Here is an 18,181-nt window from a genome sequence, read left to right as displayed (position 1 = left end):
GCCGAGCCATGCTCGGCTGCTTTTGGCGGACACAAATCGCAGCCGAGCATGGCTCGGCTCTACAGCACCGCCTCACTCACGGCATGCGGTAGTGCCCGATGATCGCGTGCTGGAACAGCAGGTTTTCTTCCCGCGTGCCCCGCGCGATGTTGTGCAGCACCAGCGGCGTGCCGTCGGCCAGGCGCCGGTCGGAGACGATGCCCACGTGCAGCAGCCCGTTGCCGTTGAGCTTCCAGGCAACGATGTCGCCTGCAGCGAAGTCGCTGGCGCGGGCACTGATCGGCTGCTGCCAGCCCTGGCGATCGAACCAGCGCATCAGGTTGGGCACGCGCCGATGGTCGATGTTCCGATCCGGTCGCGACAGGCCCCACAGCGCTGGATAGGCGCTGAAATCAGCGCGCATGTCTTCGTTCACGCGGACCTGCAGGTCCAGCCCCTGCGTACGCAGGGCGCGAACCACCACGTCGGTGCATACGCCGCGGTCAGCGGGCACGTCGCCACCGGGGTAGGCCAGCACCTGATAGGCAGGGTCGTAGCGGGTGGTGACGCCGATCTGCGCGCGCGCGGCAGCGACCAACGGTGGTGAGCGTGTCGGTGCCGTTGCAGGGGCAGCGGACTTGTCAGCGTCGGCGGTCGCTGGCGACGACGAGGGCTGGCAGCCGCTGGCCAGAGCCAGCGTCAGCAGCAGCACCGTCCATGGTGCGCGGTTCCCTGGCTTCATGCCGAAGGGGGCGTGCCGTTGTTGTTGCCGCCACCACCGCCACCGCCACCGCCACCACCGCCACCGCCACCACCGCCACCGCCACCGCCACCACGGCGGCGGCGCCGGCGCGGACCACGGTTGCCGGGGGCGCCGGCCGTTGCAGCGTTGCCGTTGCCCTGGCCACCGTCCTTGCCTTGCCCTGCGGTGCGCTCATGTGCGGGCCGCGCAGGCGGCCGTGCGTTGGCGACCGGTGCCGGCACGTCACGTCCCGGGACCTGCACCACGCGCAGTTCATCGGTGTCGAGCTGGATCGCGGTGAGCTTGCCGCCCCACACGGCGCCGGTGTCGATCGCGTGGATGCCCTGGGTGATGGTCAGGCCGAGCGCGGACCAGTGGCCACAGACCACCTTCAGGTCGCGCTCGACCCGGCCCGGCACTTCGAACCAGGGATACAGACCCTGTTCCTGGGTGCCCGGCGTGCCCTTGTCTTCGATGCCGATGCGGCCGCGCGAGGTGCAGTAGCGCATGCGCGTCAGCACGTTGATGATCGCCCGCGAGCGCTCGTAGCCGGTCAGGTTGGGCGCCCAGCTGGGCTTGTCGCCGTACATGTTGCGGAACAGCTTGCGGTAGCCGGCGCCGTGCAGTTGCACTTCCACTTCGGCCGCATGCTTCTCGGCCATCTGCGTGGTCCACTTCGGCGCCAGGCCGGCATGCACCATCATCCAGCCCAGTTCGCGGTCCACGTGCACCAGCTTCTGCAGGCGCAGCCAGTCCAGCAGCACATCACGGTCTTCGGCCTGCACGATGCGCAGCAGGTCCGGGTTGACCTTGCGCTGTTCCTCTTCGGTGCGCGCACCGACGGCCAGCAGCGATAGGTCGTGGTTGCCGAGCACCACCACGCTGTGTTCGCGCAGCGAATGCACCAGCCGCAGTGTTTCCAGCGACTGTCCACCGCGGTTGACAAGGTCGCCGCAGAACCACAGGGTGTCCTGCGCCGGATCGAAGCGGATCTTTTCCAGCAGGCGCTGGGTTACGTCATAGCAGCCTTGCAGGTCGCCGATCGCCCATACACTCATCGTTCGGCCTCCGTGTCAGTGCAGGGTGCGCGGGATGGCCAGCACGAAGGGTGCGACCGGTGCGGCGAATTCGGTGCCATCGTCGGCCACCATGTCGTAATGGCCCTGCATCGTGCCGTGCTCGGTGCCGAGCATGACACCTGAGGTGTAATGGAAGTCTTCACCCGGACGCAGGCGCGGCTGTTCGCCGATCACGCCATCGCCATCGACATGCTCGACGCGGCCGTTGGCATCGGTGATGCGCCAATGGCGTGCGACCAGACGGGCGGCAACGCGGCCCTGGTTGTGGATGCGGATCGTATAGGCGAACGCATAGCGACCGTCTTCCGGTGCGGATTGGTCGTCGAGGAAGCGCGGGGCGACTTCGACGGAGATGGCATAAACGTCAGCGTCTTCCATACCGGCAGTGTAATCAGGTGGCATTGGCCAAAGCGATGAATTCAGCCACGTCCAGCTGTTCGGCGCGGGCGTCGGGACGCACGCCGGCGGCCACGAACTGCTCGGCGCTGACCACGTTGTTCAGGGCATTGCGCAGGGTCTTGCGCCGTTGGCCGAAGGCGGCCCTGACCACGTCGGCGAAGCGCTTGTGGTCCTTGATGTTGATCGTGGCCGGATCGCGCGGTATCAGACGTACCACGGCCGAGTCGACCTTCGGCGGCGGCCTGAACGCACCCGGCGGCACCACGAACAGCGAGGTCACCTCGCAGTAGGCCTGCAGCATCACGCTGAGGCGGCCGAACACCTTGCTGCCGGGACCGGCGGCCATGCGATCGACCACTTCCTTCTGCAGCATGAAGTGCATGTCGGAAATCACCGCAGCGTGTTCCAGCGCATGGAACAGGATCGGCGAGGAGATGTTGTAGGGCAGGTTGCCGACCAGGCGGATCGGCTGGCCATCGGCCAGCTCGGTGAAGTCCACCCGCAGCACGTCGCGGTTGACGATGGTCAGCTCGCCCAGCGGTTCGGCGGCGGCGGTCAACGGCGCGATCAGGTCGCGGTCGAACTCGATCACCGTCATCTTCGGGTGTACGCGCAGCAGCGGCAGGGTGATCGCACCCTGGCCGGGGCCGATCTCGACCAGGCGGTCGCCGTCCCTGGGATTGACCGCCATCACGATCTTGTCGATGTAGTAGCGGTCGGCAAGGAAGTGCTGGCCGAGCTGCTTCTTGGCCGGGGCGGAAAACACCGGGCCGGAGGGGGAATGCGGGGAAGTCATGTGCTCAGTGTACGTTGCCGTGCCAGCCGCGCACACAGCGTTGTGGCGGCCTGCAGGCTGGAAGGATCGGCAATGCCGCGGCCGGCAAGATCCAGCGCGGTGCCGTGGTCGACCGCCACGCGCGGGTAGGGCAGGCCCAGGGTCAGGTTCACCGCCTGCTCGAAGCCGGAGTACTTCAGCACCGGCAGGCCCTGGTCGTGGTACATCGCCAGCACGGTGTCGAAGCCGGCCAGCTTGGCCGGCAGGAACGCGGTATCGGCCGGCAGCGGACCGATCAGGTCCATGCCCTCGCTGCGCAGGCGCTGCAGCAGCGGGATGACCAGATCCAGTTCCTCGCGACCGAGGTGGCCGTCTTCGCCGGCATGCGGGTTCAGGCCCAGCACGGCGATGCGCGGTGCGGCCAGGCCGAACTCGCGGCGCAGCGCGGCATGCACGGTGCGCAGGGTGTGTTCCAGGCCGGGAGCGGTGATCGCATCGGCGACCTCGCGCAGCGGCAGGTGGGTGGTGGCCAGGGCCACGCGGACGATGTCGTTGGCCAGCATCATCACCACCTTCACTCCGGCCTGGTCGGCCAGCAGTTCCGTGGTGCCGCTGTAGGCGATGCCGCCCTGGTTGATCACCGCCTTGTGCACCGGGCCGGTCACCACGCCGTGCAGTTCACCGGTCAGGCAGGCCTGGCCGGCACCCAGCAGGGCGCCGATCACCGCGCCTGCGTTGGCAGGGTCGGTATGGCCGAAACGGCTGGGGGTGCTGTTGGCGACGGCGCGCAGGCGCAGGTCGCCGGGGACGCGGGCATGCGCGTCCTCGGGCAGCAGTTGCAGGGGCAGGTTCAGCGCGGCAGCGGCCGCGCGCAGGGTGTCCGGATCGGCGAATGCCAGCAGCCGGCAATCATCGCGCGGCTGCTGGATCAGTCGGACACACAGCTCCGGGCCGATCCCGGCGGGCTCGCCCGGTACCAGAGCGAGCTCGGGGAGCATGGCTCAGGACTGCGGCGGCGTGGCGGTATTTTCCGCCCGGTCACCGCTGCGGAAGCTGACGTAGGCTTCGCCACGCAGTTCCTGCAGGAAGCGGTTGTACTCGTCTTCCAGCTTGCGGCGGCCGATGGTCTCGCGGACCTGGGCGCGCTGGTTGTCGCTGCCGACGTCGGTCTGGCGGGTGCCTACGCGCTGCACGATGTGCCAGCCCGCATCGGTACGGAACGGCTGGCTGACGCCGCCGTCCTGGATGCCTGCCACCTGCTGGCCGAAGGCCGGGCCGAACGCATCGGCCGGGAACCAGCCCAGATCGCCGCCCTGGCCCTTGCTGTTGGTGTCCTCGGACGATTCCTTGGCTACCTGCTGGAAGTCGGCACCGCCGGCAATGCGGGCGCGCAGGGTATCGATCTTGGCCTTGGCGGCCGCGTCGGACTGGGCATCGTCCACGCGCACCAGGATGTGGCGGCCGTGGTACTCGGTGACGGTGTGGGTGCCTGCCGCCGCGCTGGCGTCACGCACTTCCACCAGCTTCAGCAGCTGGAAGCCGCTCGGGCCGCGGATCGGACCAACCACTTCGCCGGGCTTCATCTGCTGCATCGTCTGTGCGAACGCCGCCGGGATTTCATCCAGGGTGCGCCAGCCGAGGTCGCCGCCTTCCAGTGCATTGGGGCTGTCGGAATAACGCACGGCCGCCGCATTGAAGTCCAGTTCGCCCTTGTCCAGCAATGCCTTCACGCCGTCGGCCTTCTTCTGGCCGGTGGCGATCTGCTCGGCGCTGGCGCCATCGGGCAGGGCGACCAGGATGTGTGCCAGGTGGAACTGGTTGCCGGCATCGGCCTGCTGCTTCAGGGCCGCATCGACCTCGCCTTCGCTGACGCTGATGCGGCTCTGCGCAAAGCTCTGGCGCAGGCGCTGCACGGTGATCTCGTCACGCACCGAGGCGCGGAAATCGTTGAAGTCGATGCCGTCATGGGCCAGGCGCTGACGCAGGGCATCCAGGGTCGAACCATTCTGCTGGGCGATGGCGTTCATCGCCTGGGTCAGTTCCTGGTCGCTGACGCGGATGCCGCTGCCCTGGGCGCGGGCCACCTGCAGCTTGACCAGCACCAGGCGCTCCAGCACCTGGCGGCTGAGCACATCATCCGGGGGCAGCTGGGCCTCGCGGCCGGCGTACTGCGCCTTGATGTTGGCGATCGCACGCTGGAGCTCGCTCTGCAGGATCACGTCCTCATCGACGACAGCAGCGATGCGGTCCAACGGCTGGGCCTCCTGCGCAATGACCTGCAGGGGGGCGGACACGCTGGACACCGCCAGAAGCGATGCGAGGAGAACGGGGAAGCTCTTGGTCATGGGATCTGATTCGGATCGTAGTCATCGCGGGCCGCTCCGGTGTTGCTGGGCGGCACGAGATAGAGGTCGTCGCGGTTGTAGCCGAGGATAGCACGGCGCAAAGTGCGGTCCGTGTCCTGGCCGAGGGAGCTCAAGCCCTTGAGCACGAACTCGAGCTGGATGGAGTTGTTCATTTCGCCTTCGCGGTTGCGTACGTAGCGGCGGGCCACGGCGCGCACGGCCAGGCAGCAGCTGTCCCACTGTACGCCACCGATGATTTCCAGCGGTTCCTTGTCCTGCAACGAATAGTAATAGCGGCCCACCAGGCTCCAGCGCTCGTTCAGCGGGTACAGGAACGACAGGTCGGCCTGTTCCAGCAGGGTGCGGTCGTGCTTGTTGGCGGTGGCCGGGGCGCCGGAATTGATGCGGTAACGGTAGGTCAGGTTGACCACGCCGTCGTTGGACATCAGGTAGCGGGCGCGCACGCTGGCCAGATCCTCGCGCTTGTACTTGGGATCCCACTGATAGGTGGCACCCAGCGTCCAGCGGTCGTTGATCATGTAGTTGCCGTCGGCGATCCAGGCCGACTTGCCCTTTTCCACCGGCGCGCCGCCGGGAGTCACGGTCACCCGCGATTCGTCGAAGTACTGGATCTGGCCGATCGAGGCCGAGAAGCGTTCCTTGCCGGTGGTCTGGTCGATGAAGCGGGTGCCCAGTGCCAGGGTCAGCTGGTTGGCGTCGTTCTGGCGGTCGGCACCGGTATAGCGCGAATCGCGGAACAGCTGGCCCCAGCTGAAGGTGAAGTCGCGGGTATCGAAGATCGGCAGCTCGTCCTGGTTGCGGTAGGGCGTGCGCAGGTAGAACAGGCGCGGTTCCAGGGTCTGCAGGAACGACTTGCCACCGAGGGTGGTCTCGCGGTCGAAGAACAGGCCGGCATCCAGGCTGGCGATCGGCAGGCTGCGGCTGGGCGAGGTATTGCCGCGCAGCTGTTCCGGCGTGGCCGTGTTCGGATCGATGCCCTGCGAGACCAGGATGCTCCTGCGGGTAGCATCGGCCAGCCCGCGGTCCAGCTCGTAGCCGGTGTAGCGGTAGGCCAGGGTCGGGGTGATGTACCAGGCCGCGCCGCTGATCGGGAACGACACGTAGGGCTTCACATCCAGGCGCGAGCCGCCGTACATGCGCTGGGTCTGGCCGTTGCGCGTGTACTGCAGGTCGGGACCGGCACTGGCGTCGTACTTGAAGTTGATGTCGTCGTGGGTGAAGCGCACGGCCTCGGCGTAGACACCGGTCTCCAGCCACGGCAGCAGCGGCTTGTCCCAGTTGACGTACAGGCGCGGCTGGCGGTTGTAGGCCAGCGCGCGCTCGTCGAGGGTGTAGTCGGTCAGCTGCCAGCGGTCGGCCATGATGCCGGCCGTCCAGTTCTTGCCGGTGCCGTACAGACCGACGGTGCTCTGCAGGTTCGAGGCGGTGACGCCCACCAGGCGGTTGGCGAAGTCTTCCACGTAACGCTCGTCGCTGACCCAGGCCAGGTTGGCGCGGGCCTGCCAGTGATCGTCGAGGTTGTGGTAGCCGCCGAACATCACCCGGCCGCGGTCGCGGTCGCGCAGCTTGTCGTTGGGCATGAACGCGGTCAGCAGTTCGCCGCGGCCGCCTTCATAGAGGTAGCGGAACTCGTTGTCGAGCATCAGGCCGCGCCGGCTCATGTAGCGCGGGGTCAACGTGTCGTCGTAGTTCGGCGCCAGGTTGAAGTAGATCGGCTGTGCGTAATCGAAACCGTTGCGCCCGGACATGCCCAGCTGCGGGAACAGCAGGCCGGTCTTGCGCCGGTCATCGATCGGGAACTTGAAGTAGGGTGCCCACAGCACCGGCACCTTGCCGATCCGCAGCACCGCGTTGCGGGCGGTGCCGAAGCCTTCATCGTTGTCGACTTCGATTTCCGGGGCGGTCAGCTTCCACACCGGCTGCGACGGGTCGCAGGTGGTGTAGGTGGAGCGGTGCATCTGCCCGACCGCGCCCTGCAGGTCGACCGATTCGGCTTCGCCGTTACCGCGGCGGGACACCAGCTGGTACTGGATGTCGGTGATCTTGTGGGTGTCGCTTTCCTGGTTGCCCTCGGCGCGCTTGGCGACCATCCGGATCGAGGCATCCTGATAGCGGACATTACCGTCGGCGACGTAGTTGCCGCTTTCGGTATCGAAACTGAGTTTGTCGGTACCGACGAACTGGTCGCCCCGGCGCAGCGCCACATTGCCCTGGTACTGCGGCACGGTGGTGGTGCCCAGCAGCTGGTCGCCCTCGATGTCGGTGGGCTGCTGTTCGCGCGCAGCGCTGGCGGCAGCCTTGTCCTGGCCGGGCACCGGCGTCGGCGCGTCGGTGAACGCAGGGATCACGTCGGTGGCCGGGCAAAGGCCCCAGTTGAGCGGCTTGTCATCAGCCCATGCCGGAAGGCAGACGGCGATGCTCAGGGGCAGGGGAAGCAGGCGGAGGGCTCGGCGCACGCGGTTCGGATTCGGGCGAAAACGGACGGTAGCTTGCCCCATCCCTTGCATAGGGGCAATGAAGGCCTCCCCGGATTGCCGGTTCGGGTTCATCCAGGCCCGTTGCCGGAAGGCGTCGCCATCAGTGCCTGCAGGTGGGCCACGCTGCACTCGGCCAGGGCCTGCAGGTCGTATCCACCCTCCAGCATCGACACCACCCGGCCAGCGGCATGGCGGCGTGCCAGCGCGTGCAGTTCGCGGGTGATCCAGGCGAAATCGTCGGTTTCCAGCATCAGGTCGGCCTGCGGATCGCGCAGGTGGGCATCGAAGCCGGCCGAGATCAGCAGCAGCTGGGGGCGGAAGTCGTCGATCGCCGGCAGCATCTCGTCGGCCCAGACATTGCGGAAACGGAAGCCACCACTGCCCGGTGGCAGCAGGATGTTCATCAGGTTGCCGGCACCGCGGTCACGGCGCAGGCCGGACTCGGGGAACAGCCCTGCCTGATGGGTGCTGTAGTAGGACACCCGGGCGTCGTGCTGGAAGATGTCCTGGGTGCCGTTGCCGTGGTGGACATCGAAGTCGACCACCGCGATCCGCTCCAGACCGTGCCGGTCGCGGGCGTAGGCGGCGGCAATGGCGATGTTGTTGAGCAGGCAGAAGCCCATCGCGGTACTGCTGGTGGCATGGTGGCCGGGCGGGCGTACCGCGCAGAAGGCCAGGGGATCCTCACCCAGCATCACCGCATCGACGGCCGCGACCCCTGCGCCGGCGGCATGCACCGCGGCGCTGGCCGAGCCTGGCGAGGTCCAGGTATCCATGTCCAGCTGGCGCAGCGGCGCGGTCTGCGGTTGCAGCACCAGATCCAGCAGCGCGCTGTCGTGGACACGGGTCAGTTCCCCGAACTTCGCTGGCGGTGCTTCGCGCCAGTCCAGTTGGCCGGGGAAGGCCTCGTGCAGCGCGTCGAGCACCACCTGCAGGCGCTGCGGGCATTCAGGATGGCCTGGGCCGGGATCGTGCAGCAGGCAGGCGGGATGGGTGAAGACCAGCATGGCGGCTCAGCGCTGGCGATGCTGTGGCTGCCACAGCGCTTCGCCGTGGCCATCGGCCCGTGCCAGCACCCGCGCCAGCACGAACAGCAGGTCCGACAGCCGGTTGAGGTACTGCAGCGCTTCGCTGCGCACCGGTTCAACGCGGGCCAGGGCCACCGTGTCGCGCTCGGCGCGGCGGACCACGGTGCGCGCAAGGTGGCAGCGCGCAGCGGCCTCGCCACCGGCCGGCAGGATGAACTCCTTCAGCATCGGCAGGTCGGCGTTGTAGTGGTCCAGCTGCTGTTCCAGCGCCGATACGTCGGCGGCGTGGATCGCGGCATGGCCGGGAACGCACAGTTCGGCGCCCAGATCGAACAGCTGGTGCTGCAGGTGCACGACCAGCGCGCGGACGTCCTCCGGCAGCGGCACGGCCAGCAACAGGCCGAGCGTGGCATTGGCTTCGTCGACGGTGCCATAGGAGGCAACACGCAGATCGTCCTTGCCGACCCGGCTGCCGTCACCCAGGCCGGTGCTGCCGTCGTCGCCGGTGCGGGTGTAGATGCGCGAGAGGCGATGACCCATGGCGCGGCTCAGTGATGGATGTCGCGGCGGGCCTGCAGGAGCTTGAGCACCTGCTCCACGGCCAGCTGCAGTGCGGCGGCCAGGGCCACGTAGATCGCGGTGGTGCGAAGGTAGGGGCCGAACCACTGCGCGTAGTTCTGCGCCCAACCGGCCACGGTCGGCTCGGCCACGTTCTGGCTGGTCCAGTAGAAACCGCCCTGCGCCAGCAGATGGCACAGCGCCACCGACGCCACCAGCAGCAACGCACCCTTGCCCAGCACCGACCACTGCGCGCTGCGGTAGTTGCGGCCCAGCAGCATGCCGCCGGCCCACATGGCGAAGTAGGCCGGCAACAGCAGCCAGTAGCCCGGCGACACGCAGTAGTGCTGCCAGAAATCGAGGCCGCTGCTGCGGATCACGATCCAGTCGACCAGCACCGCGAACACCATCAGCAGCGGGAACGCCCAGCGGGTCCAGCGGGCGAGGTAGAAGCCGCCGATGAAGAACACGGCCCAGGACGCGTCCGGGATTGCCGCGAAGTGATTGACGCGGGTCGCCGCCAGCAACAGCACGAGCACTGACAGGACGAAGGCGCGGGGTGCGGAGTCGGACATGGCGGTGGGGCCGGAGCGGATTCAGGTTTCATTCTAGCCCGGCGCGGCGCTTGGCGCAGGCCGGCCCCCTGCCGGGCATGCCGGCACGGCGAGCGCGTATCATGCGCCCATGAGTGAACGACATGACGTGCTGATCGTCGGTGGCGGTCTGGTGGGTGCCAGCCTGGCCATCGCCCTGGACCGCCTGGGCCGCGACGTGGGCCTGCTCGAAGCCAGTCCGGCCGGCGAGCTGCCCGCGGTGTTCGACCAGCGCAACCTCAGTTTTGCTGCCGCCACGATCAACGCGCTGACCGCGCTGGGGGTCATGCAGAAGCTGTCGATGGCGCCCGGCCCGATCCGCCGCATCCATGTCAGCCGCGCCGGTGATTTTGGCCGCGTGCAGCTCGATGCTGCCGATTACGACAGGCCGTGGTTCGGCCAGGTGGTGGTCGCGCGTGATTTCGGCCAGGCACTGGAAAGCCGGCTGCAGGAGCTGCCACGGCTGCGCCGCTACCGGCCGATGCGTTTCCTTGGCCTGGGCGAGGTGATTGACGGCTACCGTCAGGTGCGGGTGGCCGACGACAGCGGCGAGCGCATGCTGTTGGCGCGGCTGGTGGTCGGTGCCGACGGCACCAGCAGCGGCGTACGCGATGCGTTGGGCATCGAGGTCGATCGCCACGATTTCCAGCAGACGCTGTTCGTGGCCCGCGTGCGCAGCCAGCGTGCCCCCGATGGCACTGCGTGGGAGCGCTTCACCGATACCGGGCCGACGGCGCTGCTGCCGCGTGGCGACCGCCATTTCGGCACCGTGCACGGCGTTGCCCGTGATCAGGCCGAAGCGGTGATGGCGCTGGACGACAGCGCGTGGCTGCAGCGCCTGCAGCAGGCCATCGGCTGGCGTGCGGGTCGCCTGCTCGACTCTGGTCCACGCAGCGCCTATCCGCTGATCCAGGTACTGGCGCGCGCGCTGGTGGGGGAGCGCACGGTGCTGCTTGGCAACGCCGCGCAGACCATCCACCCGCTGGGTGCGCAGGGCTTCAACCTCGGCCTGCGCGATGCGTTGACGCTGGCCGAGCTGCTGGAAGTGGAGGGCGACGCTGGCAGCGACGCACTGCTGCGATCCTACGTGGCCCGCCGCGAAGAAGATCGGCGGCAGACGGTGGCGTTTTCCGGCGGTCTTGCCCGGCTGACCAGCAATCCGGCGCCGCTGCTGCGCCCCCTGCGCAGCCTGGGCCTGGTCGCCGCACAGCGCGCCTCGGTGCAGTCGATGCTGGTTGGCGGTGCAATGGGCTTCCGTGGCGACGTGCCGCGCCTGTGCCGTGGAGAAGCCGCATGAACCGGCGCGCACGCCTGGACGTGGTCATTGTGGGCGGCGGCGTGGTCGGCGCTGCCTGCGCGCTGGCCCTGGCCGATGCTGGTCTTGCCGTGGCGCTGGTGGAAGGACGCGAGCCTGCACCGTGGCAGGCCGCACAGCCGGATCTGCGGGTGTTCGCCTTCGCCGCCGACAACGTGCATTTGCTGCAGCGACTCGGCGTGTGGCCGACGATCGCGCAGGCGCGGGCCTGGCCGTACCGGCGCATGCAGGTGTGGGACGCAGCCGGTGGCGACGACCTGCTGTTCGACGCGGACCGTTTCGGCCGTCGCGAACTGGGTTTCATCGTCGAGAACGGCTTGCTGCAGGATCGCCTGTGGGCGGCGCTGCCGGCCGCAGGCGTGGAGCTGCATTGCCCGGCGCGCGTGGAAGCGCTTGAGCAGGACGAGCACGGTGTGCGCCTGCGCCTGGATGATGGCCGTCGCATCGAAGCCGCGCTGGCCGTGGCCGCCGACGGTGCGGAATCGACCCTGCGCGGACTGGCCGGGATCGAGGTCGAGCGCCACGACTACCAGCAGCGCGGTGTGGTCGCCTATGTGGACAGCGAGCTGCCCAACCAGGCGACGGCCTGGCAGCGTTTCCTGCCGACCGGTCCGCTGGCGTTGCTGCCGGTGGCCGAGCGCCGCAGCTCCATCGTCTGGACGTTGCCCGACGACGAGGCGGCACGCGTACTGGCGCTGGACGAAGACGCATTCAATCGTGAACTGACCCGTGCCTTCGCCGCACGCCTGGGTGAGCTGCGGCTGGCCTCGCCGCGCGCGGCGTTTCCGCTGCGCCGGCAGTTGGCCCGCCACTACGTGGCCGGTCGCGTGCTGGCGCTGGGCGATGCCGCCCACGTGGTGCATCCGCTGGCCGGGCAGGGCGTCAACCTCGGCCTGCGCGACGTCGCCGCCCTGCAGCACTGGCTGGCGCCGTCCGCCGAACGTCGTGGCCAACCCCGGTTGTCGCCGCAGCGTCTGCAGCGCTGGGCACGTGAGCGTCGCAGCGACAACCAGATCGCCGCGTACAGCTTCGACGCGATCAACCGGCTGTTCTCCAACGACGAGATGCACCTGACCCTGGCGCGTGGCCGCGCGCTGGGCTGTGCGGGCAAGTGGCCGCCGCTGGTGCAGGCGTTCTGGAAGCGCGCCGCAGGGGTGTGACCGACGGCGCATCCACGCATGGCGTGGATCTACTGAAACCGAGCGGGTAGATCCACGCCATGCGTGGATGAAGATCGCGAGTAGACGCCAACGTTGGTTGGCGCGCGTGCGCCGGATCATTCGCCGGTAGCACGCAGCACGGTTCATGGATTCCGCCGGGCATGGCCCGGCGCTACCGCCGTCGTCAGTAGATCCACGCCATGCGTGGATGAAGATCGCGAGGGTGGATCAATCCACCAGCCAACCGGCAAGATCGGCGCGGTCCAGCGTGCCGCGACGCTTCACGTCCAACGCGTTGAACTCGTCGGCAAGCGCCGGGTTCGCCTGCGCCTCCTCACGGCTGATGAAGCCATCAGCGTCCACGTCCAGCTCGGCGAAATGGAGGCGGTACTGGCCGACCACGCTGGCCGGTGCCAGCGAACGCACCGTTACCGGGGTTTCGCCCAGCGGCACCACGATGTCGACGCTGCCGGTCACGCGGCCGGCCGACAGTGACTGCTGGCGGACCACGCCACTGTCATCGCGCAACGGAGCGCTCTGCGCCGGCTGCGGGCGCGCCGGCTGTGCCAGTGCCGGCGATGCCAGCAACGCGGTACACAGCAGCTGGAAAATGCGCGTGGCGTTCATCAGCGCAGCGGCGACGCCAGCACCGTGATTTCCTCACGGTCGTGGTACAGCTGCTTGGCACGCACCACCAGCGGCTTGCCGGCCTGGTCCTGGAACAGGTCCAGGCACAGGCGTGTCTCGTCCCAGCGCTTCTTCATCGGCAATTTCAGGTTGAAAATCGCGTGCCTGCACCAGCCCTCGCGGAACCAGGTGGCCATGCGTTCGGCGACGCGACGCGGTTGCTCGACCATGTCGCAGACCATCCAGTCCAGCGGCTGTTCCGGATGCCAGTGGAAGCCGTCGGCACGCAGGTGCTCGACCAGGCCCGTGTCCAGTACGTGCTGGCGCAGCGGGCCGTTGTCGATGCTCAGCACATGCACGTGCTGGCGGGTCAGTACCCAGGTCCAGCCGCCCGGTGCCGCGCCGAGGTCGGCCGCGCGCATGCCCGGGCGAACCAGCGCTTCGCGTTCTTCCGGGGCGAGCAGGGTCAGCAGTGCCTCATCCAGCTTCAATGCCGAGCGCGAGGGTGCGTCCGGCAACAGCTTCAGGCGCGGAATGCCCAGTGCCCAGGGGGCGCTGTCGTCCGGGTTGGCCACGCAGACAAAGGCGTGCGTGCCATCGACGAACACCACGTGCAGGCGCGGCAGGCGTGCGTTGGGTTTGTCGCTGAGCTTGCCAGCCTTGCGCAGCGCCGGGCGCAGGGCATTGCCGAACGCACGCGCAAGCCCGGACAGCGGTTTGCCGGCATCCGAATCGGGATGCTCCACCCACAGATCACCGAAGCGCGGCGCATCGGCCAGCACCTCCAGCATCGGCGTGATGCGATCGGCCGGGTCCAGCTGCGGCAGCTCGGCCAGCACCACCAGCTTCTGGCGGGCGAAGATCAGCTCGCGCCACGGCAGTCGCGGTGCAAGCGCCGCGGCTTCGTCGCACATGAAGAGCACGTAGCCATCATTGCGCTGGGTGCGGGCGTAACCGGCAAAACCGGCGGCGCCTGCGCGGAACTGCAGTTCGCCGGCCAGCTCCGGCTCGAAGCCCTGCCGGCACAGGCACAGCAGGCCGATGCCGGTCTCAGTAACGGGCGCCATCGCTTTCCCCATAGGTACGCAGCACGCTGCGCGCCGCATCGCGGTTCAGACCCTGCACCACCTCGATGCCGCGCTTGTTGAGTTCGCCCACCCAGTCGGCCGGCAGCGGGCCTTCATCGAACGGGGTCAGCTCTTCCACGTCGGCCGAACTGGCGCCGATCAGCAGGCGGTCGATGCCGGCCCACACGGTGGCGCCGTAGCACTGGCAGCACGGCTGCGAGCTGGTGGCCAGGGTGATCGGCGACAGCACCGCGTTCAGGCGCGGGGTCTGCAGGCGCTGCTGGGCCAGCATGTAGGCCATGTTCTCGGCGTGCGCCAGCGAGGTCGAATGCGGCATCACCCGGTTCACGCCGGCGGCGATCACCTTGTCATCCGGCCCGAACACCACGGCGCCGAACGGACCGCCACTGGCGTGGTCGACATTCAACCGCGACAGCTCGATCGCCAGCGCGACCTTGGCCTCGTCGCCCGGATATCGACGATCCAGGTCGATCTGGTCGTGGATCCAGGCGGGAAGGGTCAGGTGGACTTGCGCGTACAGCATCGCGGGGGTGCCTCGTTGAGAGTGAAAGGAACAGGTGCAACAGATGTCGGCGCGCAGTGTAGCGGCAGTGGCATGTACCGGGCGTGCGCGCTGGATTCAGGCCGGTGACGGTGAGCCGGTGCGGATCACCACGTACTGCTTGCGGAACTCCAGCCCCGCCTGCGGCCAGCGCGCGGCGTAGGCGCGCAGCAGCGGCAGGGCAGGGGCGAAGTCATGGCCGTTGACCCGGCAGTCGGCTTCGCACTGGCCCTGCTCGTCGCGCGACGCGAACAGGCGGATGGCCAGGAAGTGGTGGGCCTTCAGCAGGTCGTCGAAGGCGTCGATGCTCTTGGTGAACAGGCAGCAGGGGCAGGAACCGTGGTCGTCCTCGCTGCACGCGGCAGCGTCGTCCAGTTCGCGGGCGCGGTAATGGGCCAGCGGCCCCAGCACCACGGTGCGCTCGTGTTCTTGGCCTTCGTCGCCGGTCGGGTAGGTCAGGCCCATCATCGGCAGATCCGGTGCGTCTTCGGCGCCGACGGCGGCCTGCAGGGTCGCCAGATCCACCCGCACCCAGGTGTCGAAGCCGGACAGCAGGGATTCCTGTTCGGTCGCGCCATTGGCGTGCTGGTACTCGAACAGGCCATCGGCGAACAGGCCGGCGTGGCGGGTCTCGATGACCGTGGAGGTCTGCCAGCCGCTGTTGTCGCGTTCGTTGCTGGCGACGCTGTGTGGCGTCAGCTGCAGGCCGCTGTCGAGTCGCAGGTCGTCGCCCTCGACGGTGCAGGCGATGTCACGGCCCAGCAGGACCTGGTGCAGCAGCGGCAGGAGGGGAGAAGCGGTCGTGGTCATCGGGGCACCTGGTTTGCAGGGTGGGGGGCAGCCGCCGGGCAGGGCTGGCGTTACAGAGCGTCGAGTTCGGCGCGATATCGCCGTGCGTCGGATTGCTGCTGCGGATCGTTGCCATGGTCGCGCAGCCAGGTCTCCAGCTCGCGTCGATAGTCCGCGCGGAACCCAGCGTTGTCCGGGCTGAAATGCAGCTTGCGCGCGGCCACCTCGACTCGTTCGCGCGCACGTGCGCGGGCCTGGGCAATGCCATAAGGCGACTGCTCGGTGAGGATGACGAAGTTGCGGGCAAAACCGTTGACGTACTTGACGGCAAAAGGTTGGTTGGCCCCTGGAATGCGGATCGCATTGCTTAGCGGCCACAGGGCTGCCGTATCAGTATGCATGACCGTTTCGACATCGCGGCCGTCGGCCGTGTGCAGCACGACCTCGTAACGCCAGATGTACTGTTCGTTCAACTGCGAGCTGGTCTGTTCAGCCCGCACGATGATCGCCTCGCCCGGTTCGCCGGCCAGGTTGAGGAAGGCCGCATTGGCAAACTGCCCGACGATCATGTTCAGCAGGGCCAGAGGGAACACGACCAAGGCGAAGCCAGGGCGGCGGCGGCGCCACGATACCAGGCCGATCAGCAGCAGCGCGGCGAAGAAGACCAGCACCGCGTGCCCGGTCAGCAGCCAGAACAGGAAAGACAGAACTGTCAGCATGGCGGCTCGAGAGCGGGCACCGTTCAGGTGCCCGCCTATCCGATCAGGCCGACCAGGTGTCGCGCAGCGTCACGCTGCGGTTGAACACCGGCTTGGTGTCGGTGTGGTCGCGGCGGTCGGCAACGAAGTAGCCGGTACGCTCGAACTGGAACGACTGTTCCGGCGCAGCGCTGGCCGCGGCCGGCTCGACATAGCCGGTGACGGTGCGGCGCGATTCCGGATTGAGGTAGTCGCGGTAGGTCTTGCCTTCCGATTCGTCGTCCGGGTTCGGCACCGAGAACAGGCGGTCATACAGGCGTATCTCGGCCGGCACGCCGTGCACCGCGCTGACCCAGTGGATGGTGCCCTTGACCTTGCGGTTGGCGCCTTCCATGCCCGGGCGCGATTCCGGATCCAGCCAGCCGCGCAGCTCGGTGATGGTGCCGTCGGCATCCTTGATCACGTCATCGCAGCGGATGATGCCGGCGCCGCGCAGGCGCACTTCGCCACCGGGAACCAAGCGCTTCCAGCCCTTCGGCGGCACTTCGGCGAAGTCCTCGCGGTCGATCCACAGCTCACGTGCGAACGGCACGTTGCGGGTACCGAAGCTTTCATCCTTCGGATGGTTACTGAAGGTCAGCTGCTCTTCGTGGCCTTCGGCGAGGTTGGTCAGCACCAGCTTGACCGGGTCGACCACGGCCATGCGGCGCGGTGCGGCGCTGTCCAGGTCTTCGCGCAGCGCGCCTTCCAGCACGCTGAAATCGATCATCGAATTCTGCTTGCTGATGCCCACGCGCTCGGCGAACAGGCGCATCGCCGCCGGCGTGTAGCCACGGCGACGCAGGCCCTGCAGGGTCGGCATGCGCGGGTCTTCCCAGCCGTCCACCAGCTGTTCGGTGACCAGCGCCATCAGCTTGCGCTTGCTCATCACCGTGTAGTTGATGTTCAGGCGCGAGAACTCGATCTGGCGCGGCTTGGCCGCTTCGCGCGGCAGGCCGGCGTCGACCAGCGGCTGGGTCAGCGCGTCATCGTGGGCGAAGTCGACGTTGTCCACGCACCAGTCGTACAGCGGGCGGTGGTCTTCGAATTCCAGCGTGCACAGCGAGTGGGTGATGCCCTCGATCGAATCGCCCAGTGCATGGGCGAAGTCGTACATCGGGTAGATCGGCCACGCGTTGCCGGTGTTCTGGTGCTCGACGTGCTTGATGCGGTACAGCGCCGGATCGCGCAGGTTGATGTTGCCGCTGGCCATGTCGATCTTGGCGCGCACGGTGCGCGCGCCATCGGGGAATTCACCGGCACGCATGCGGCGGAACAGGTCAAGGTTTTCCTCGACGCTGCGCTCGCGCCACGGCGAGGGACGCCCCGGCTCGGTCAGGGTGCCGCGGTAGGCGCGCACTTCCTCGGCCGACAGGTCGCAGACGTAGGCCTTGCCCTGTTCGATCAGCTTCTCGGCGGCCAGGTAGTAGGTCTGGAAGTAGTCCGAGGCGTGGCGCAGCTCGTTCCATTCAAAGCCCAGCCAGCGCACGTCGTCCTGGATCGCGGCCACGTACTCCGGGTCTTCCTTGGCCGGGTTGGTGTCGTCGAAACGCAGGTTGCAGACGCCGCCGAACTCACCGGCGACACCGAAGTTCAGGCAGATCGACTTGGCATGGCCGATGTGCAGGTAGCCGTTCGGCTCCGGCGGGAAGCGGGTCTTGATCGCCTGGTGCTTTCCGCTGGCCAGGTCCTCGCGCACGATCTGGCGGATGAAATCGCGCTTCTCGTGGCTGTCGGCGGGGGTCTCGGGGCTGGCGGGGGTGTGCTCTGACATGAGTCGGCGAAAGAAAGGCAGAAAGATTGCCAGTCTAACGCTTACCGGGAAGGGCTGCCCGGGTTGCCGCTACGCTCGCCGGGCATGGCCCGGCGCTATCATCCCGCACCGGTAGCGCCGGGCCATGCCCGGCCAGCGCAGCGGCACCATTCAG

General features: G+C 68.0%; 18 protein-coding genes. 2 read left to right on the top strand and 16 right to left on the bottom strand.

Translation table 11 applies throughout. The features are described 5' to 3' along the window. Nucleotides 1-76: 76 nt before the first annotated feature. The 10 genes from ACFX4F_RS04500 to ACFX4F_RS04455 all read right to left on the bottom strand — a co-directional run bounded on the left by ACFX4F_RS04500 (nucleotide 77) and on the right by ACFX4F_RS04455 (nucleotide 9,978). Nucleotides 77-721 carry a DUF1287 domain-containing protein gene (locus tag ACFX4F_RS04500; RefSeq protein ID WP_380652681.1) on the bottom strand — a complete coding sequence of 215 codons (645 nt, stop codon included), beginning with the start codon at nucleotides 719-721 and terminating at the stop codon, nucleotides 77-79. Continuing rightward, the gene (locus tag ACFX4F_RS04495) at nucleotides 718-1,779 is read right to left on the bottom strand and encodes a symmetrical bis(5'-nucleosyl)-tetraphosphatase (protein WP_380652678.1); all 1,062 of its coding nucleotides are present in this window, start codon (nucleotides 1,777-1,779) and stop codon (nucleotides 718-720) included. The genes ACFX4F_RS04500 and ACFX4F_RS04495 overlap by 4 nt, the downstream gene beginning before the upstream one ends. 15 nt (nucleotides 1,780-1,794) lie before the next feature. Continuing rightward, nucleotides 1,795-2,178 (bottom strand): Co2+/Mg2+ efflux protein ApaG, encoded by a 384-nt coding sequence (apaG, locus tag ACFX4F_RS04490; protein ID WP_025877914.1) that lies wholly within the window; start codon nucleotides 2,176-2,178, stop codon nucleotides 1,795-1,797. A gap of 13 nt (nucleotides 2,179-2,191) precedes the next feature. Continuing rightward, nucleotides 2,192-2,995, bottom strand: a complete 804-nt coding sequence (gene rsmA / locus ACFX4F_RS04485; RefSeq protein ID WP_380652675.1) for a 16S rRNA (adenine(1518)-N(6)/adenine(1519)-N(6))-dimethyltransferase RsmA — start codon at nucleotides 2,993-2,995, stop codon at nucleotides 2,192-2,194. After that, complete coding sequence (gene pdxA, locus ACFX4F_RS04480) at nucleotides 2,992-3,972, bottom strand: 4-hydroxythreonine-4-phosphate dehydrogenase PdxA (RefSeq protein ID WP_380652672.1); 981 nt, start codon at nucleotides 3,970-3,972, stop codon at nucleotides 2,992-2,994. The genes rsmA and pdxA overlap by 4 nt, the downstream gene beginning before the upstream one ends. Nucleotides 3,973-3,975: 3 nt before the next feature. Then, nucleotides 3,976-5,319: a peptidylprolyl isomerase gene (locus ACFX4F_RS04475; protein ID WP_099820249.1), complete on the bottom strand. Its 1,344-nt coding sequence runs from the start codon at nucleotides 5,317-5,319 to the stop codon at nucleotides 3,976-3,978. Further along, the gene (lptD, locus tag ACFX4F_RS04470; protein WP_380652668.1) at nucleotides 5,316-7,796 is read right to left on the bottom strand and encodes an LPS-assembly protein LptD; all 2,481 of its coding nucleotides are present in this window, start codon (nucleotides 7,794-7,796) and stop codon (nucleotides 5,316-5,318) included. The genes ACFX4F_RS04475 and lptD overlap by 4 nt, the downstream gene beginning before the upstream one ends. Nucleotides 7,797-7,885: 89 nt before the next feature. After that, complete coding sequence (locus tag ACFX4F_RS04465; protein WP_265953804.1) at nucleotides 7,886-8,824, bottom strand: histone deacetylase family protein; 939 nt, start codon at nucleotides 8,822-8,824, stop codon at nucleotides 7,886-7,888. Between the two features lie 6 nt (nucleotides 8,825-8,830). Beyond that, nucleotides 8,831-9,385 carry a cob(I)yrinic acid a,c-diamide adenosyltransferase gene (locus ACFX4F_RS04460; protein ID WP_089238883.1) on the bottom strand — a complete coding sequence of 185 codons (555 nt, stop codon included), beginning with the start codon at nucleotides 9,383-9,385 and terminating at the stop codon, nucleotides 8,831-8,833. An 8-nt stretch (nucleotides 9,386-9,393) separates the two neighbouring features. Further along, the gene (locus ACFX4F_RS04455; RefSeq protein WP_025877927.1) at nucleotides 9,394-9,978 is read right to left on the bottom strand and encodes a hypothetical protein; all 585 of its coding nucleotides are present in this window, start codon (nucleotides 9,976-9,978) and stop codon (nucleotides 9,394-9,396) included. 109 nt (nucleotides 9,979-10,087) lie between these two features. Here ACFX4F_RS04455 and ubiH point away from each other — a divergent pair, with 109 nt between their 5' ends. Continuing rightward, nucleotides 10,088-11,293 carry a 2-octaprenyl-6-methoxyphenyl hydroxylase gene (gene ubiH, locus ACFX4F_RS04450; protein ID WP_099820246.1) on the top strand — a complete coding sequence of 402 codons (1,206 nt, stop codon included), beginning with the start codon at nucleotides 10,088-10,090 and terminating at the stop codon, nucleotides 11,291-11,293. Further along, nucleotides 11,290-12,471 (top strand): UbiH/UbiF family hydroxylase, encoded by a 1,182-nt coding sequence (locus tag ACFX4F_RS04445; RefSeq protein WP_380652663.1) that lies wholly within the window; start codon nucleotides 11,290-11,292, stop codon nucleotides 12,469-12,471. Before ubiH ends, ACFX4F_RS04445 begins: the two co-directional genes overlap by 4 nt. Before the next feature lie 228 nt (nucleotides 12,472-12,699). Here the strand turns inward: ACFX4F_RS04445 and ACFX4F_RS04440 are convergent, their stop codons facing one another. From ACFX4F_RS04440 to ACFX4F_RS04415, 6 genes are all read right to left on the bottom strand, one after another. Beyond that, complete coding sequence (locus tag ACFX4F_RS04440) at nucleotides 12,700-13,098, bottom strand: EF-hand domain-containing protein (protein WP_380652660.1); 399 nt, start codon at nucleotides 13,096-13,098, stop codon at nucleotides 12,700-12,702. After that, on the bottom strand, nucleotides 13,098-14,165 hold the full coding sequence (gene rlmM / locus ACFX4F_RS04435; RefSeq protein ID WP_099820243.1) for a 23S rRNA (cytidine(2498)-2'-O)-methyltransferase RlmM: 1,068 nt from the start codon (nucleotides 14,163-14,165) through the stop codon (nucleotides 13,098-13,100). The genes ACFX4F_RS04440 and rlmM overlap by 1 nt, the downstream gene beginning before the upstream one ends. After that, nucleotides 14,149-14,709: a nucleoside deaminase gene (locus ACFX4F_RS04430; RefSeq protein WP_025877937.1), complete on the bottom strand. Its 561-nt coding sequence runs from the start codon at nucleotides 14,707-14,709 to the stop codon at nucleotides 14,149-14,151. Before ACFX4F_RS04430 ends, rlmM begins: the two co-directional genes overlap by 17 nt. A gap of 96 nt (nucleotides 14,710-14,805) precedes the next feature. Then, entirely contained in the window at nucleotides 14,806-15,537 is a 732-nt protein-coding gene (locus ACFX4F_RS04425; protein WP_380652656.1) for a DUF6348 family protein, read from the bottom strand. A gap of 50 nt (nucleotides 15,538-15,587) precedes the next feature. After that, nucleotides 15,588-16,235: a hypothetical protein gene (locus ACFX4F_RS04420; RefSeq protein WP_380652653.1), complete on the bottom strand. Its 648-nt coding sequence runs from the start codon at nucleotides 16,233-16,235 to the stop codon at nucleotides 15,588-15,590. A gap of 43 nt (nucleotides 16,236-16,278) precedes the next feature. Beyond that, nucleotides 16,279-18,027, bottom strand: coding sequence for a glutamine--tRNA ligase/YqeY domain fusion protein (locus ACFX4F_RS04415; RefSeq protein ID WP_380652650.1), 1,749 nt, complete (start codon nucleotides 18,025-18,027; stop codon nucleotides 16,279-16,281). Nucleotides 18,028-18,181 lie beyond the last annotated feature (154 nt).

Origin of the sequence: Stenotrophomonas sp. YIM B13575, assembly GCF_042787595.1 — a bacterium.
GTDB lineage: Bacteria > Pseudomonadota > Gammaproteobacteria > Xanthomonadales > Xanthomonadaceae > Stenotrophomonas > Stenotrophomonas lactitubi_B.
The sequence above is the reverse complement of the archived record's forward strand: the minus strand, read 5'-3'. Positions and strand labels throughout refer to the sequence as shown.

Excerpts from the sequence above, each read along its gene's own strand:
- ACFX4F_RS04495 (WP_380652678.1), bottom strand. The coding sequence starts at position 1,779 with ATGAGTGTATGGGCGATCGGCGACCTGCAAGGCTGCTATGACGTAACC.
- pdxA (WP_380652672.1), bottom strand. The coding sequence starts at position 3,972 with ATGCTCCCCGAGCTCGCTCTGGTACCGGGCGAGCCCGCCGGGATCGGC.
- ACFX4F_RS04440 (WP_380652660.1), bottom strand. The coding sequence starts at position 13,098 with ATGAACGCCACGCGCATTTTCCAGCTGCTGTGTACCGCGTTGCTGGCA.
- ACFX4F_RS04415 (WP_380652650.1), bottom strand. The coding sequence starts at position 18,027 with ATGTCAGAGCACACCCCCGCCAGCCCCGAGACCCCCGCCGACAGCCAC.
- ACFX4F_RS04420 (WP_380652653.1), bottom strand. The coding sequence starts at position 16,235 with ATGCTGACAGTTCTGTCTTTCCTGTTCTGGCTGCTGACCGGGCACGCG.
- apaG (WP_025877914.1), bottom strand. The coding sequence starts at position 2,178 with ATGGAAGACGCTGACGTTTATGCCATCTCCGTCGAAGTCGCCCCGCGC.
- rsmA (WP_380652675.1), bottom strand. The coding sequence starts at position 2,995 with ATGACTTCCCCGCATTCCCCCTCCGGCCCGGTGTTTTCCGCCCCGGCC.
- ACFX4F_RS04500 (WP_380652681.1), bottom strand. The coding sequence starts at position 721 with ATGAAGCCAGGGAACCGCGCACCATGGACGGTGCTGCTGCTGACGCTG.
- ACFX4F_RS04445 (WP_380652663.1), top strand. The coding sequence starts at position 11,290 with ATGAACCGGCGCGCACGCCTGGACGTGGTCATTGTGGGCGGCGGCGTG.
- ACFX4F_RS04475 (WP_099820249.1), bottom strand. The coding sequence starts at position 5,319 with ATGACCAAGAGCTTCCCCGTTCTCCTCGCATCGCTTCTGGCGGTGTCC.
- ACFX4F_RS04430 (WP_025877937.1), bottom strand. The coding sequence starts at position 14,709 with ATGCTGTACGCGCAAGTCCACCTGACCCTTCCCGCCTGGATCCACGAC.
- rlmM (WP_099820243.1), bottom strand. The coding sequence starts at position 14,165 with ATGGCGCCCGTTACTGAGACCGGCATCGGCCTGCTGTGCCTGTGCCGG.
- ACFX4F_RS04425 (WP_380652656.1), bottom strand. The coding sequence starts at position 15,537 with ATGACCACGACCGCTTCTCCCCTCCTGCCGCTGCTGCACCAGGTCCTG.
- ACFX4F_RS04460 (WP_089238883.1), bottom strand. The coding sequence starts at position 9,385 with ATGGGTCATCGCCTCTCGCGCATCTACACCCGCACCGGCGACGACGGC.
- ACFX4F_RS04465 (WP_265953804.1), bottom strand. The coding sequence starts at position 8,824 with ATGCTGGTCTTCACCCATCCCGCCTGCCTGCTGCACGATCCCGGCCCA.
- ACFX4F_RS04455 (WP_025877927.1), bottom strand. The coding sequence starts at position 9,978 with ATGTCCGACTCCGCACCCCGCGCCTTCGTCCTGTCAGTGCTCGTGCTG.
- ubiH (WP_099820246.1), top strand. The coding sequence starts at position 10,088 with ATGAGTGAACGACATGACGTGCTGATCGTCGGTGGCGGTCTGGTGGGT.